We start from the raw sequence: 15,961 nt of genomic DNA on the forward strand, positions 1-15,961 counted from the left end.
CGTGGCATGCGGAACAGCCTGAGAATTGGCGGGTTTACTCCATTCAGTGCAGCAGATTATCCGGGCAAACTTGCTGCTGTCGTTTTTGTGCAAGGATGTCCCTGGCGTTGTTCGTATTGTCATAATCTACATTTACAAGAACGCGGAACCGCAACGGAGTTGACTTGGGACGCTATCCGCGGTTTTTTGTCGCGCCGAACCGGATTGATTGATGCGGTCGTTTTCAGCGGCGGCGAAGCAACAATGGATCCCGCTTTAGCATTGGCAATGAAAGAGGTTCGCGAACTTGGTTTTCTGGTGGGTTTGCACACTGCCTGCATCTATCCCAAACAATTAGAGCGCGTGTTGCCGTTGCTGAACTGGGTTGGCTTCGATGTCAAGGCACCGTTGGAGGACTACGCAGCTATTACCGGAGTGCAGGGCAGCGGACGTGCAGTGCAGCAATGCGCAGAAATGATACTTGCCAGCGGTGTGGATTATGAATGCCGGACTACCATACATCCGTCCTTACTCAGTGAACAAAAAATAATGGCGCTGGCGCTGGAACTGTCGGCAATCGGTGTGCAACATTACGTACTGCAAAAATTCCGTACACAGGGATGCCAGACAAAGGCTTTGAACCAAGCGCTGATCGCCGATTATCCTTCGCTGGCATTGCAGGAAAAAATACGTGCGCTTTTTCCCTCATTGCTGATCCGTGCGTAAACGGGGATGCTGGCGTCACTCCGGCTGGTGACGCTTATGATTCAGGCGTTTGCGCAGCAGCAGGCGCATTTCCGGGTGCCAGGCAGCGGTCTATCGTTAACAGCAGGGAATTGATTTCCAGAGGTTTAGTCAGGTAAGAATGGAAACCGGCGTTGAGCCCCTTTTCAATATCCTGGCTCATTGCATTCGCCGTCAATGCAATAAATGTCGTACAACGTAAATGGGTATCGGCTTTCATCTGATGTAACACCGCATAACCATCCATTCCGGGCATGTTAATGTCGAGCAGCACAATATCCGGCTGATGCTGGTGCGCCAGCTCAATGCCCGCTTGTGGTGTTTGTGCCGTCAGTAATTGCATGCCAGATCGTAAGCCGAGGATTTGTCTGACCAGTTTCAGATTGACCGGACTATCGTCGATATACAGGATGACCGCATTATTTCCCCAGGCGCAGACAGGTTCGTCAGACAGTTGCGGTACAAATGGTATAGGCGTAGCAGGAACTGTGTCGCCTGGAAGCTCAATCCAGAAGCAACTGCCGTGATTTAATTTACTCTCCACGCCGATTTTTCCATGCATCAGTTCGGTCAGCTTTTGCGTGATCGTCAGACCAATACCTGTGCCTTCGGTATTTCCCTGTTCTACGCCAAGCCGGTTGAATGCCTGGAACAGTTCACTCATCTTATCCGGATGGATGCCTATCCCGGTATCCGTCACAGACAGCCGCATATTCCCTGATATTTCTATTGCGGCATCGACCTGCACGTTACCACCGGTGTAGTTATATTTGATGGCGTTGGACAGCAGATTCAATACAACCTGTTTTAAGCGGACACGATCGGCACGCACAGCAACTGGCGATGCAATCAGCGATTGCATCGATATTTTTTTCTCTGCCGCTAACGGGCGGATCAGATCGAAACATTCTGTAATCAGGTCTTCAAGGTTGACAGGTTCCAGCGACAGGCGCACATGGCCACCTTCTATTTTGGCCAGTTCCAATACTTCATTGATGAGCTCCAGCAGATGTTGTCCACCTTTCAGAATTTCCTGTACGTGATCCTGTTGGGCTGGTGTCAACGGAGCTTCGTAGCCCAGCATCTGCGCGAAGCCGAGAATAGCGTTCAAGGGCGTACGCAATTCATGGCTCATGCTCGATAAAAATTCTGATTTTGCCTGATTTGCTTTATCAGCCGCTTCTCGCGCCAGGGCGAGTTCGTTTCTGCGGGAGATTTCCTGGCTGAAATCAGTCCATATATTAAAGATGTATTGAATTTCGCCAAGATCATTTTTGATAAAACCGATGTTGCTCATGGTGATGAAAACGGAACCATCTTTGCGACGGTGCGGCAATTCCCCTACCCAGTTTTTACCGTTTCGTATGCACCTGCCGACTTCCTGCGTAATCTCCTTTTCCTGTCCTTCTGCTAAAGCAAAACTGAAATGCTGTCCGATTATTTCTGCGTCGGTATACCCCAGCATTTTTTCCAGCGCATGATTCTGATACAGCAGATAGCCTTTGCCATCGCAGATGCCGACACACTGATTACTCGCATGAAAAACGCGGCGGAATAACTCCAGACGGTCTTCTATCGCCTTGCGTTCAGTGATGTCGGTGATAAAGGCAGTGAAATAAAAATGGCGCCCTAATTTGTGATGAGTGAAGGTCAGCTCAACCGGAAATTCTGTACCGTTTTTATGCAACGCGCTTGTCTCTATGCGTTTATTCAATATCAGCCCTTCACCTAAGGCCAGAAAGCGTTTCATTCCGTACTGAAAATACTCGCGGTTTTTGGGTGGCGTAATGGTGTCATTTAATACCAGCCCCAGCGCTTCGGCTCTGGTCCAGCCCAGCATTTGTTCTGCTCGCGGATTCCAGTCGGATACTCGGCCACGGGAGTCGATGGTGATAATCGCATCCTGCGATGAATTTAAAATTCCCCGCAGCTGAAACTGCGTCTCATAGATAGTGCGGGCAGACTGATTTGAGTAGTAGCCCACGGCGATAAATGCCATGCTGCTGGCCAGCAAGATCAGAATCAGCATGAGTTCCTTGCTGTCACCGGACAGCCATATCGCAACGACAGGAGGCAGCAGATTGGCGACAATAAATCCGCGCATGGCATGAAACTGTTTTGCTACCGTACTGACTGCAACAGCGCTGACGCACAATAAGATACCGAGAAAAAAGGCTGGCAGAACGCCGCTGCTGTGAGGGAGCAATAACACAGGTCCCAGAGACCAGGCGGCACCATGCGTCGTTGCCTGCACAAAAAATATTTTTTGCCATTTTTTGATGGCGGAACCGGACGGTACTGCCTTTTTAAAAAACTGGTATTGCACATGTCCGAGCGCAGCACTTCCTAGTACCGCGGCGATCCAGAGTGATAATTGCGGGGCGGGAACGATGCCCCAAACGATAGAGCCTCCAAAGATTGCAGTAATCACAGCCATCGTATGATTCAACGGCTCCTGGCTGTATGTTGCGTACAGCAGGTGCGCCTCAACATCACATTCCTGATCGTCAGCGGGGCGCAAAGTATTGATTAAAAGATTCTGCATGCCTGTTCTTTGTATTTTCGGATCGGAGGTTTATTGATCCGATTTTCATGGGCGTTAGTGTGTATGTGCCACACATCGTTCCATTGTAATTCTTTAAAATAATTGCCAATGTGAAATTTGGTCAAAAAAGCAGTAGCCGGAAACGCAACGTCGTCATATCCCGGTATGATCAAGTGAAAATATCAGCAGATGTGCAGCTCAAGGTGATCGCTTGTCCGCCCGTGAGGCCGAGGTACACCTTTTTTGAAATAGGCTGATCTGTCTTTTTAAAAATGTTATAAATGCAAAACGGAATGACGACAGCGTGCAGTGAAGACATTGCTTGCGTCTGAAAAATAAAATAAATCGGAGACCTATATATCCTGTATCTGTGGATGGCAGCAGCGCTCAGTGCTTGCCGTGAATAAATGAAGGTGAGAAATTTTCCCCAAATACAACAGATACACTGCGTGACCTCCATTTATTATTCTTCCGGTATCTTGCTTTGTTTTAGTCGTCGATAGTCAGTGTTGCAGCAGTATCTGGTTTCAGGCATTTGCTGTCAGGAGCACAACTGGTATGTGCGCTGACAGTTGGTAATTTTTCTCAGATTGATGGTCGGAGTTTTTTGCATGTCTGTTATGAAGACAATCATCAGGTACAGCCTTGATCTGGTACTCGGATCGGGAAAGGCAATGCGCATCCGTACCAGCCAGTTTGTGCTTGCCGCATTGCTGATGCTGGCGAGTATTGGTGTTTTGTTCTTCATGAAATCGGTGGGTATTGGCGGGATGGGGGACGTGCGATTGTGGGCCGCCTGTTCAACCGCAGGCCTGATGATCGTGTATGCGCTGATACGCAGTGGCTATTCCTTGCGCTGGGCTGACCCTTCGTTGGCATTCTTGCAGATGCTGTTTGCGATTGCCTGCAATGCTGCAGCGTTCGCACTGGCTGGTGATGGGCGGGGGGTGACTTTACCGTTGCTGGCCGTGATTCTGATGTTCGGCATGTTCGGTTTATCCATACAGCAGGTGATGACCGTTGCTGTGTACGGCCTGATGCTGTTTGCGGAAGCGATTCTTTTTTCTCTGCTGCGGGAGACAGAAAGAACGACCTACCTTTTGTATGGTGCCTACTATTTCATGGTGGTAATTGTGCTCGCCAGTTCCACTTTCCTGACCTGGCGGCTGTGCGAAATGCGCGAACACATGCGTCATCAGAAGCAGCAACTGACACAAGCGCTGGAAAAAATTCAGCAAACCGCCAACTATGATGAGCTTACCGGTGCAGCAAACCGGCGGCATATGCTGCAACTGATACAGTATGAAAGTCAGCGTTCAGACCGTTCCGCTAATCCTTTGCTGATCGCGATGCTGGACATTGATTATTTCAAACGTATCAATGATACCTATGGCCATCAGGCCGGTGACGTCGCTTTGCAGAAATTTACCAAAACAGTACAGGAAAAAATCCGTGTTACTGATACTCTGGCGCGCTGGGGCGGTGAGGAATATCTGATTTTACTGACAGAGACTGAACTCGATCTTGGACTGATTTGCCTTGAACGTGTGCGTGCTGCAGTCGCAGCCGATCTCGTCAAATTCGCTGGTTCATGGATCAGCCTGACCGTCTCTATCGGTGTGACCAGATACCAGCCAGGAGAGGCGTTCGAGAAAACCATCACCCGTGCCGACGAGGCATTGTATGCAGCAAAAGCACGGGGCAGAAATCAGATCGTTTGTCTGGAGCAATCGGCAGATACGGCTGACTCTCTGCTTGATATAGGCGCAGTGAAGGCTGGGTAAAATTCACTGGTAAGTCTGACCACCACTAAAGGCACGTCGTTATTTCCAATGCTTTTTTAACCGGTATAAAAAAAGCTGCGACTGTCTTCTTCATCTATTCGATTGCTACATTTACTCGCGGAAACGAGCCGTTTTCCAAGGCGGAAAACGGCTCGTTTCCCGGCCAACTGCTTGCCCCTCCTTTACGCTGATAGTTCACTTTCAAGTTTCCTGTTCTGATTTCTGCATATCGACGTAGTCCGTGCAATGTCTGCATTCGCTCCCTTTTAACCCAAATTTTTACAGTTTGTTTACAGCTTCACCCCCGAGTTTTAACAGAATTCTTAGGACCTTTTATCTATTCTTCATGGTGTGGAAAAACCGGGAGAGAAGTGATGGAGTTGTTGATGGACTTTCTTTATGCAGGCGGGATAGTCATCTGTTTTTTGATGATCTGGATCCTGATGTTGGTATGTGAAAAATTAGGAGCGAAGTCATGAATGTGTTTTATATCGGCGGTACGGTCGTTGCCGCAGGCTTGTTGGTGTATCTCGTGATCGCGTTATTGAACGCAGAGGAACTGTGATGACGACACAAGCGCTTATTCTACTCATCGTATTTTTAGTTGTATTACTGATGTTGTCGTATCCATTAGGGATACTGATTGCAAAAATTGCTGATGGCAAAGCACCAGTGCCTGGAATGAAATGGCTGGCATGGTTAGAGAGAGGTATGTACAAACTTGCGGGCGTTAAAGCAGACGAAGGGATGACATGGAAAGGGTACACCTTAGCTTTGCTGGTATTTAATGTACTCGGTACCTTTTTTGTTTATGCGATACAGCGATTGCAGTTATGGTTGCCGTTGAATCCGCAAGCGATGCCAAATATTAGTGCTGACTCGTCCTTTAACACAGCGGTCAGCTTTGTCAGTAACACGAACTGGCAGGGATACGTCGGGGAAGGAACGATGAGTTACCTGACGCAGATGCTGGCGTTGGCCGGGCAGAATTTCTTTTCAGCGGCGACCGGGATTGCAGTGGTCTTTGCCCTGATACGCGGTTTCTCTGCGCACTCATCCAAATCCATAGGTAATTTCTGGGTCGATCTCACTCGCTCGACCTTATATCTGTTGCTGCCACTGTCCTTGATCTTCGCCATTTTTCTGATGGGACAAGGAGTGGTGCAGAATTTCTCGGCATATAAAGATGTGCAGTTAGCCGATGCCGTGACCTATAGCATGCCTAAGACTGGTGCGGATGGTCAGCCCTTAAAAGACAGTAGAGGCGCACCTGTAACGGAAGAGATGACAACTCGCACACAGACGCTGGCGATGGGGCCGGTTGCTTCGCAAGAAGCCATCAAGTTGTTGGGGACAAATGGTGGCGGCTTCTTCAATGTTAACTCCGCGCATCCTTACGAAAATCCTACGCCTTTGAGTAATTTCTTTCAGATGATCGCGATTTTTCTGATACCGGCAGCATTGTGCTTTGCATTTGGCCGCATGGTCGGTGATCAGCGACAAGGTTGGGCGGTGTTGGCGACGATGACATTGCTGTTCGTTGTGATGACGGTTGGTGTGATGGTGGCCGAGCAGCAGACACATCCTGCGTTGGCAGCGATGAATGTTGATCAGGCCAGTAGCGCCCTGCAGTCAGGTGGCAACATGGAAGGCAAGGAAACCCGCTTCGGTATCAGTGCATCTTCACTGTTTGTCGCCGTGACCACTGCTGCTTCTTGTGGTGCGGTGAATGCGATGCATGACTCATTAATGCCACTCGGCGGTCTGGTCCCTGTCGCTCTGATGCAATTCGGTGAAGTCGTATTCGGCGGTGTTGGCTCGGGTTTGTACGGCATGCTGATTTTTGCCATTCTCGCGGTATTTATTGCCGGCCTGATGATAGGTCGTACACCCGAATATCTGGGTAAAAAAATCCAGTCGTATGAAATGAAAATGACCTCGGTCGCCATATTGGTCACGCCTGTACTGGTGTTGGCAGGCACCGCGATTGCCGTCATGACTGAGGCAGGTCGTGTCGGCATTCTGAATCCCGGAGCGCATGGGTTTTCTGAAGTGCTGTATGCATTCACTTCCGCCGCCAACAATAACGGTAGCGCGTTTGCCGGTATCAGCGCCAATACCCCTTTCTACAACATCATGCTGGCGATTGCGATGTGGTTCGGGCGTTTTGCCATGATCGTGCCCGTATTGGCAATTGCCGGTTCGCTGGCAGCCAAAAAACGTCTGGAGGTGAATGCCGGCACGATGCCTACGCATGGCTTGATGTTTATTGCCTTACTGGCAGGCACCGTGGTTCTGATCAGCGTATTGAACTATGTGCCAGCGCTGGCTTTAGGACCGGTCGCCGAACATCTGCAAATGTTGCACCACGCTAAGAATTGAGGGGAAATATGATGTCCAGTACTAATGTCCAAAGAAGTTCTGATAACAAAGCCGGTTCCGCCGATCACAGCAATGATCTCACCGCCGATGCGGTACTAACTGGTGGCAAGCCCCGTCTTCCGCTCTTTGATGCGAGTCTGATCGGCCCGGCAATTGCCGACTCGTTCAGAAAACTTAGTCCACGTACGCAATTGCGCAGTCCGGTCATGTTCGTTGTGTATGTCGGCAGTGTGATGACGAGTCTGTTGTTTCTGCAATCTCTGTTTGGCGAGGGGGAAGCCAGTACAGGATTTATTCTCGCCATTTCCGTTTGGCTATGGTTCACCGTTTTATTCGCCAATTTTGCCGAGTCGCTGGCAGAGGGACGCAGCAAAGCACAGGCGGCATCATTACGGGCGCTGAAGCAAACGGTCATGGCTAAAAAACTGGCTATTCCTCAACATGGCACCACCTGGCTGCCAGCGGCAGTGGAAGATCTGCGTAAAGACAACGTTTTTTTAGTCGAAGCCAACGATATCATTCCGTTGGATGGCGAAGTGATAGAGGGTGTTGCTACAGTAGACGAGAGCGCAATCACAGGCGAGTCTGCTCCGGTGATACGTGAATCTGGCGGTGATTTTTCTGCCGTGACGGGCGGTACCCGGGTGTTGTCTGACTGGCTGGTGGTGCGCGTGACGTCGAATCCTGGTGAGGGCTTTATCGATCGCATGATCGCCATGGTCGAAGGTGCGAAACGTCAGAAAACACCAAACGAGGTTGCCCTGACTATTTTACTGATCGCCTTAACCATTATTTTTCTGGTGGTGACGGTAAGTTTGTTGCCGTTTTCATTGTTCAGTGTCGATGCGGCAAAAGCACTCGGAATGACTTCACAGCCGATTTCTATCACGGTACTCATTGCGCTATTAGTGTGTCTGATCCCAACCACCATCGGCGGATTGTTGTCAGCCATTGGCGTAGCGGGCATGAGCCGCATGATGCAGGCAAATGTCATCGCGACTTCAGGTCGCGCGGTTGAAGCTGCCGGAGACGTGGATATCCTGTTGCTCGATAAAACCGGCACGATTACCTTAGGCAATCGTCAGGCATCCGAGTTTTTCCCTGCCCCCGGCGTGACACCTTCCGAACTTGCCGACACTGCGCAACTCGCGTCGCTGGCCGACGAAACACCTGAAGGCCGCAGTATCGTGGTGTTGGCAAAACAACGCTTTAATTTACGTGAAAGGGAAATGTCGCCACTCCACGCACAGTTTGTCCAGTTCACTGCGCAAAGCCGTATGAGTGGCGTCGACATCGGAGAGCGCGTTGTACGCAAGGGCGCTGCTGATGCTGTCAGAAAATTTGTCGAAGCGATGGGGCGTTCCTTTCCGCTGGAGGTCGCGAAAACCGTCGATGACATTTCCCGTCGTGGCAGTACGCCGCTGGTCGTGGTGGATGATGGTCGGGTGATGGGAACGATAGAGTTGAAAGACATCGTCAAGGGGGGCATCAAGGAACGCTTTGCCGAGTTGCGTCGTATGGGAATTAAAACCATCATGATTACCGGCGACAATAAACTGACGGCAGCAGCGATTGCGGCAGAGGCGGGTGTCGATGATTTTTTAGCAGAAGCCACGCCGGAAGATAAGCTCAAGCTGATACGCAGTTATCAGTCCGACGGTCGCCTCGTCGCTATGACTGGTGATGGGACTAATGATGCGCCTGCATTGGCGCAGGCGGATGTGGCGGTGGCAATGAATTCCGGTACGCAGGCCGCCAAAGAGGCGGGAAACATGGTCGATCTGGATTCGAATCCAACGAAGTTGCTGGAGATCGTGGAAATCGGTAAACAGATGCTGATGACGCGCGGCTCTCTGACGACTTTTTCCATCGCCAACGATATCGCTAAATATTTTGCGATTATTCCGGCCGCATTTGTGGCGACTTATCCGGAATTAAAAACACTGGACATCATGCATCTGACCAGCCCTTCGTCAGCCATCATGTCTGCGGTGATATTCAATGCATTGATCATCGTATTTCTGATTCCGCTGGCGCTCAAAGGCGTGAAATACCGTGCGATCGGTGCATCGCTGTTATTGCGTCGCAATCTGTTGATTTATGGCCTTGGCGGCATTCTCTTGCCATTTGCCGGTATCAAACTGATCGATATGATTCTGACCGCATTGCAATTGGCTTAACGTAGAAATTGAGGATAATCATGAACTCTGTTAGTAACTCTTTCACTCACACTCTGCGTCCTGCATTCATGCTGTTTTGCAGCCTGTCAATTCTGGTTGGCGTGCTCTATCCGGTTGCACTGACCGGCGTCGGTAAGATCGCTTTTGCAGATAAAGCGGAAGGTAGTCTGATCCGCAAAGACGGAAAAATAGTTGGTTCTTCTCTGATAGGACAAGCTTTCAGTTCGCCACAGTATTTTTGGGGACGTCCTTCGGCAACTGGCCCTATGCCAAACAACCCGCTTGCTTCCAGCGGTAGCAATTTTGGTCCTAGTAATCAGGCTCAGACGGATGCCGTCAAAGCCCGTATCGATGCGCTGAAAGCAGCAGATCCTGCAAACACGGCCAAAATACCGGTTGATCTGGTGACGGCGTCTGCCAGCGGGCTCGATCCTGACATCAGCCTTGCTGCAGCGTATTATCAAGCATCCCGTGTGGCGCATGCGCGGCAGATAGGGGCAGATCAGGTGCGCAACCTGATTGATGAACTTGCCGAACATCCGGTGATCGGTCTGTTTGGTGAAGCACGGGTCAATGTTCTGGCGTTAAACCTGGTGCTGGATCAGAAGAAAAAATAAGTAGTGCCACATGTTGCAGAAATTTGATGTGATATGGACGTGCGCGAATGCTGCGCTTCCGTCAATTCTGTCACTCAGCTGCTTTGACTGATTTTCAAGAGAAATACAATAACGATGGCCATCAATAGCGATCAGCGCCCTAACCCCGATATGTTGCTGGCACATGTGCAGGCGCAGGAGCGCCGCGCCGCGCGTGGCAAGTTGCGCATCTACTTCGGCGCGTCTGCCGGTGTTGGTAAAACCTATGCAATGCTGACCGCCGCGCGGAAAATGCTGGCAGATGGGCGTCAGGTATTAGTCGGTGTGATAGAAACTCACGGCAGGGAAGAAACCGCTGCCTTGCTGCATGGTCTGGATGTTTTGCCGCTGCGGAATATTCCTTATCGCGACAAAGTGTTGACCGAGTTTGATATTGACGCAGCGCTCGCGCGGCATCCCTCATTGATACTGATGGATGAGTTGGCACACTCGAACGCATCCGGCTCCCGCCATCCTAAACGTTGGCAAGATGTCGAAGAATTGCTGGATGCCGGCATCGATGTCTACACGACCGTGAATGTCCAGCATTTAGAAAGTCTGAATGATGTGGTCGGCAGTATTACCGGAATACGGGTGGCAGAAACCGTGCCGGATACCGTGTTTGATGAAGCCGATGAAGTGGTGCTGGTGGATATTCCTGCTGATGAGCTGTTAGCCAGGCTGAAATCAGGGCGGGTATATCAGATACCGCAGGCAGAACGCGCTGCGAAGAATTTTTTTCGCAAAGGAAATCTGATTGCCTTGCGTGAGCTGGCCTTGCGCCGCACTGCTGACAGGGTAGAGGATGATGTCCGCGCCTATAAAATTGAAAAATCGATCAATACCGTCTGGAAAACGGATGCCGCATTGCTTGCTTGTGTTGGACCTGGACGTGGTGCGGATCACCTTATCCGCAGTGTCGCCCGACTGGCAGGACAAATGAATGCGGTCTGGCATGCGATTTATATCGAAACACCTGCATTGCAAAAGTTACCGGCAGTGCAGCGTGAACGCATTTTAAAAAGTCTGAAGCTGGCGCAGGATCTGGGTGCGAATACGGCGGTGTTATTCAGTAATGATATTGCACAGGCGATTGTTGATTATGCACACGGACAGAATTTTTCACGTGTCGTGATGGGGCGGCAGTCACGCCTGTCAAGTCAGTTACCGTGGACGACGTCATATGCGAGGACGGTTGCTGCATTAGCGCCGCATATTGATCTGATAGAAATTGGTCGCGCCGCATCTGATCATGAGGATTCGCTGTCAGAGATGGCGGCGGAATCTGTTGCGATTCACTCACCGGATAAACGCATCCCGGTTGCCAATCGATACCAGATACGGAGTTATCTGCTGGCCGCACTGGCAAGTATGGCGACAGCGCTGGTGGCGACTCCCTTGCTCGACATTTTTAATCTGGTCAATATTGCGATGTTGTTTTTATTGACTGTCGTGCTGGTCGCCGTGCGTTTTGGTCGGGGGCCATCCGTACTGGCAACGGTGGTGGGCGTATTGGCGTTTGATTTCTTTTTTGTGCCGCCGCGTTTTTCATTTGCCGTCAGTGATCTGCAATTCGCCATGACGTTTGTCGTCATGCTCGTGGTCGGGCTGATTACCGGACATCTCACGGCGGGTTTGCGGTATCAGGCAAAGGTTGCCTCACGCAGAGAATCCCGCTCCCGTGCTTTATACGAATTTGCCCGTGATTTATCCGGCGTTTTACAGGGCGAACAGATCTCTGATAAAACGCAGGCCATCATACAGCGTGCGTTCCGGGCGAACGCGACCCTCTTGTTGCCCGACGATGAAGGTCGCCTACAGCCACCTTCACCCGAAGTCGCAGGTTTAGATATGGGAATAGCGCAATGGGCTTTTGATAAAGCCGAAACCGCAGGTATCGGTACCGACACTCTGCCTGCCAGCAATTTCTTTTATTTGCCGCTGGTGGCGCCTATGCGTACACGTGGATTGCTTGCGATACAACCTGATAATCGTCGCTGGATACTCATACCGGAACAAAGGCAGCAGCTGGATACATTTGCGGCGCTGGCAGCGATTGCACTGGAGCGTCTGCATTACATTGAGGTGGCGCAGAATGCACTGGTGCACATGGAGTCCGAGCGTTTACGCAATTCCTTGCTGGCTGCTCTGTCACATGATTTACGTACACCGCTGACCTCGCTGGTAGGAATTTCCGAATCGCTGACGATATCAATACCGCCACTCAGTGATCGCCAGAAAGAGATGGCGCACGCCTTACATGATGAAACCCTGCGTATGAGTGCGTTGGTCTCCAATCTGTTAGACATGGCGCGCATACAGAGTGGTGAAATCAAACTCGATCTGCAATGGCAGCCGCTGGAAGAAGTAATCGGCAGCTCTATCCGTATCTGCGCACCACAACTGAAAGAGCATCAGGTGCAGACGATCATGGCAGCGGATTTACCGTTAATACATTTTGATGCCGTGCTGATAGAACGTGTGCTTTGTAATCTGCTGGAAAATGCGGCGAAATATACACAGGCAGGTTCCCGTATTACCCTCAGTGCCGAAACCAGCGGAGCCGACATCAGTATCAAGGTATTTGATAATGGGCCGGGTCTGCCACAGGGCCGAGAAGAGGCCGTGTTTGAAAAATTTACCCGTGGTGAAAGAGAGTCTTCTAAACCGGGTGTGGGGCTTGGGCTGGCCATCTGTCGCGCTATCGTTGAAGCCCATAAAGGGCGTATCCATGCTGGTGTGTCGCCTGACGGCGGTGCCTGTATTATCATTTCTCTGCCATTAGGAAATCCGCCAGATATGTCCGATATGCCGGACATGGAAATCATGAGTCTCATGAATCACGAAGCACAAACCATCGGCAGCAACAATCCTATACGACCATTATCCGTATGAATACATCAGCACCGACGCCGCCTATGTCAGAAAACAATGGCACTCTGCCCACCGCTTTGCTGGTGGAAGATGAACCGCAAATCCGCCGCTTCGTCCGCAGCTCTTTAGAAGAAGGTGGCTGGCAGGTGTTTGAGTCCGGCACTTTACAACGCGGGCTGATCGATGCCGGCACCCGCCAGCCTGATCTGATTATTCTGGATCTTGGTCTGCCTGATGGTGACGGTATCGACTTTATTAAAGACGTGCGCAGATGGTCGGGTGTCCCTATCATCGTGTTGTCAGCCAGAGTCAGCGAAGCGGAAAAAATTAAAGCGCTGGATGCCGGTGCCGACGACTATCTGACGAAACCATTTGGTGTCGGTGAATTACAGGCGAGGGTGCGGGCAACTTTGCGGCGTCAGCGTCAACCCGGTAGTACACCAGATGGCGTCGTTCAGTTTGGCGACGTTAAAGTCGATGTGCAGGCGCGTATGGTCATGAAAGCGGGCGTCATCGTCAAACTCACCCCGACTGAATTTCGTCTGCTGAGCGCACTGATCAATAGTGCTGGCCGGGTCGTGACGAACCCACAATTATTACGCGAAGTATGGGGACCATCGCATACAGAAAGTGGCCATTATCTGCGCATTTACATGCGCTATCTGCGGCATAAATTAGAAGATGATCCGACCCAGCCACGTTATCTGCTGACCGAAACAGCGGTTGGTTACCGATTGTTATTACCTAGCTGATTTTCCATTTTTTCTCTGAGTATCCGGCGTCAGAATCTGTCCGCCGGAGGGGCTTCTGCACGCCTGAAATTTAATTTTTATATGTTTTTCATCACTCAGCGAATTGAAATTTGCGGCGGACGATGAACATCAACCAGAACGACATTGTCGTTATCATGAAAGGAAGTACTATGAAAAAAATACTTGTGGCAGCAATTTTCCCGACCGTATTTTCTGTGGGCTATGTCCAGGCGCAGGAAGTCAAACCTGAAATGAAGTCAGACAACGAAATCAGTTTTAATGCTGCGCTGACTTCCGACTACCGTTATCGCGGTATTTCGCAAACACGTCTGCAAGCGGCTTTGCAAGGTGGCGCTGATTACGTTCACAATCCGAGCGGATTATATGCGGGCGCATGGTTTTCCAGCATTAAGTGGACGAAAGATGCTGGCGGCGGCGGTAATCTTGAAGCGGATCTGTATGCTGGTCGCCGTGGTGAGATCAACAAAGACATCAGCTACGACATCGGTGTGCTGAGCTACGTCTACCCCTCTAACGGATTGACTACTGATGCGAATACCAGCGAGGTTTATGGACAACTGACCTACGGCCCGGCCTACGTGAAGTATTCACATGCCGTCACCAATTTATTTGGTATCTCCGACAGTAAAAATAGTGGCTATCTCGATCTGGGGGCCAACATCGATGTCGCCGCAGGGCTGACGTTGAACATCCATGCAGGGCGTCAGCAGGTGAAAAATAACAGTGCCAGCAGTTATACAGATTGGAAAATCGGCATCACTAAAGATTTTGGTGTCTTGACAGGCGCTGTGGCAGTGGTTGGCACGAATGCCAGTGAGACGAGCTATGCGTCCCCCGCAAACGGGAAGTTTCTTGGCAAGACAGCCCTGATCGTCAGCTTCAGCAAAACGTTTTAATGGTGGATCAGTGCGCCAGGCAGTTAGTAAAGAGCGGCCTTGCAGCCGTTCTTTACTCATCTTATTTCAGTAAGCTATGCAAGCCTTCATAAGCCAGGTAGAACCCGACCAGTAAAATCACTGCACCGGATAAATATGGCGCTTTGCGGGCAAATGTGCCGAAGCCGCTCCAGCGTTTTGAAATGTGTTTGATGCTCAACGCGGCCAAGACACCAGACATGACCATGGTCAGTGCCAGGCCAATACTGAAGCAGAGTACCAGAGTTGCACCCAGTGCGACTTTCTTCAGTTGCAGGCAGAGCAGCAAGACCGTGATCGACGCCGGGCAGGGAATCAGGCCGCCGGTTAAACCAAACATGACAATTTGTCCGGTTGTCACTTCGCGGTTGGTGAAGCGACGACGTATGTCGTTCGCATGGGCGAGTGCATGCGCGTCCTGATACTCGTCACCGGCCACGTCCAGGCCGTCTGACTCTGCATGATGATGTTCATGTTCTGCGAAATGCACGACATATTCATGCGAGTGACTGCCGTGACCTAAGTGCAAATGGGCAGAAAACTCGTGTGGCTCAGGGATGGTCTGTTCCGATTCTATGAAACCTTCTCGTTGCACAAACCTGAACGTTTGGCGCTCTTTCTGATTGCGCACCGTTTCCAGCGTCAGCTGATCTGCTGTCCAGACGTGATTGCGCTGCTTGTCCTGATTGTCTTGATACAGCCGGAACCGTGGTGGTACTCCGTCTTCAAATATCTCCAGTCGCACAATGCCATGCCCCGTATCGATCTCTTGCATATCGTCATGATGATGGTGGTGAGCATGATGCTGATCGCGCCAGGTACGCCACATCATCCAGACCGCGATGCTGATAATCAAAATTGCAGACACCACCTGTAAGTAAGGTTCGCTGGCTTCGGCATTCCATTGCTGACCGAAATACATACCGGCCAGGGCAATGATCCAGACAACGACGGTATGCGACAGGGTTGCCGACAAGCCCAGCAAAACGGCCTGTGTCAGCGTACCGCGGACAGCGATGATAAATGCCGCCATCATGGTTTTTGAATGACCAGGTTCCAGCCCGTGTAAAGCACCGAGCAGGATGGCGCTGGGAATAAACAGCCAGGCGTTTGTTGCGCCCTGTTGCAGTAGCGTTGAGAATTCAATCATG

The 15,961-nt window shown here is 50.7% G+C and carries 11 protein-coding genes; 9 read left to right on the plus strand and 2 right to left on the minus strand.

The window, feature by feature from the left end; translation table 11 throughout:
* Positions 1 to 6: 6 nt before the first annotated feature.
* Positions 7 to 705: an anaerobic ribonucleoside-triphosphate reductase activating protein gene (locus KDM87_RS01735; RefSeq protein WP_212677502.1), complete on the plus strand. Its 699-nt coding sequence runs from the start codon at positions 7 to 9 to the stop codon at positions 703 to 705.
* Positions 706 to 739: 34 nt separating this feature from the next.
* Here the strand turns inward: KDM87_RS01735 and KDM87_RS01740 are convergent, their stop codons facing one another.
* On the minus strand, positions 740 to 3,268 hold the full coding sequence (locus tag KDM87_RS01740) for a PAS domain S-box protein (RefSeq protein WP_212677503.1): 2,529 nt from the start codon (positions 3,266 to 3,268) through the stop codon (positions 740 to 742).
* 611 nt (positions 3,269 to 3,879) lie between these two features.
* Between KDM87_RS01740 and KDM87_RS01745 the strand changes: the two genes are divergently transcribed.
* The 8 genes from KDM87_RS01745 to KDM87_RS01780 all read left to right on the plus strand — a co-directional run bounded on the left by KDM87_RS01745 (position 3,880) and on the right by KDM87_RS01780 (position 14,792).
* Positions 3,880 to 5,052: a GGDEF domain-containing protein gene (locus KDM87_RS01745; RefSeq protein ID WP_212677504.1), complete on the plus strand. Its 1,173-nt coding sequence runs from the start codon at positions 3,880 to 3,882 to the stop codon at positions 5,050 to 5,052.
* A 475-nt stretch (positions 5,053 to 5,527) separates the two neighbouring features.
* Entirely contained in the window at positions 5,528 to 5,617 is a 90-nt protein-coding gene (kdpF, locus tag KDM87_RS01750; protein ID WP_212677505.1) for a K(+)-transporting ATPase subunit F, read from the plus strand.
* Positions 5,617 to 7,434, plus strand: coding sequence for a potassium-transporting ATPase subunit KdpA (gene kdpA, locus KDM87_RS01755; RefSeq protein WP_212677506.1), 1,818 nt, complete (start codon positions 5,617 to 5,619; stop codon positions 7,432 to 7,434). The genes kdpF and kdpA overlap by 1 nt, the downstream gene beginning before the upstream one ends.
* A gap of 8 nt (positions 7,435 to 7,442) precedes the next feature.
* Entirely contained in the window at positions 7,443 to 9,614 is a 2,172-nt protein-coding gene (kdpB, locus tag KDM87_RS01760) for a potassium-transporting ATPase subunit KdpB (protein WP_230407539.1), read from the plus strand.
* Between the two features lie 20 nt (positions 9,615 to 9,634).
* On the plus strand, positions 9,635 to 10,231 hold the full coding sequence (gene kdpC, locus KDM87_RS01765; RefSeq protein ID WP_212677507.1) for a potassium-transporting ATPase subunit KdpC: 597 nt from the start codon (positions 9,635 to 9,637) through the stop codon (positions 10,229 to 10,231).
* 114 nt (positions 10,232 to 10,345) lie between these two features.
* A complete protein-coding gene (kdpD, locus tag KDM87_RS01770; protein ID WP_212677508.1) occupies positions 10,346 to 13,144 on the plus strand; it encodes a two-component system sensor histidine kinase KdpD in 2,799 nt (932 codons plus the stop codon).
* Positions 13,141 to 13,875 carry a two-component system response regulator KdpE gene (gene kdpE, locus KDM87_RS01775; protein ID WP_408058674.1) on the plus strand — a complete coding sequence of 245 codons (735 nt, stop codon included), beginning with the start codon at positions 13,141 to 13,143 and terminating at the stop codon, positions 13,873 to 13,875. The genes kdpD and kdpE overlap by 4 nt, the downstream gene beginning before the upstream one ends.
* A 170-nt stretch (positions 13,876 to 14,045) precedes the next feature.
* Positions 14,046 to 14,792 carry a TorF family putative porin gene (locus KDM87_RS01780; protein WP_212677509.1) on the plus strand — a complete coding sequence of 249 codons (747 nt, stop codon included), beginning with the start codon at positions 14,046 to 14,048 and terminating at the stop codon, positions 14,790 to 14,792.
* Positions 14,793 to 14,853: 61 nt separating this feature from the next.
* On the opposite strand, the gene KDM87_RS01785 is transcribed toward KDM87_RS01780, so the two are convergent.
* Complete coding sequence (locus KDM87_RS01785; RefSeq protein ID WP_212677510.1) at positions 14,854 to 15,960, minus strand: nickel/cobalt efflux transporter; 1,107 nt, start codon at positions 15,958 to 15,960, stop codon at positions 14,854 to 14,856.
* Between the last annotated feature and the right edge of the window lies 1 nt (position 15,961).

The sequence above is a fragment of the Cognatundibacterium rivi genome (genome assembly GCF_018139565.1).
GTDB classification, from domain to species: domain Bacteria; phylum Pseudomonadota; class Gammaproteobacteria; order Burkholderiales; family Burkholderiaceae_D; genus Undibacterium; species Undibacterium rivi.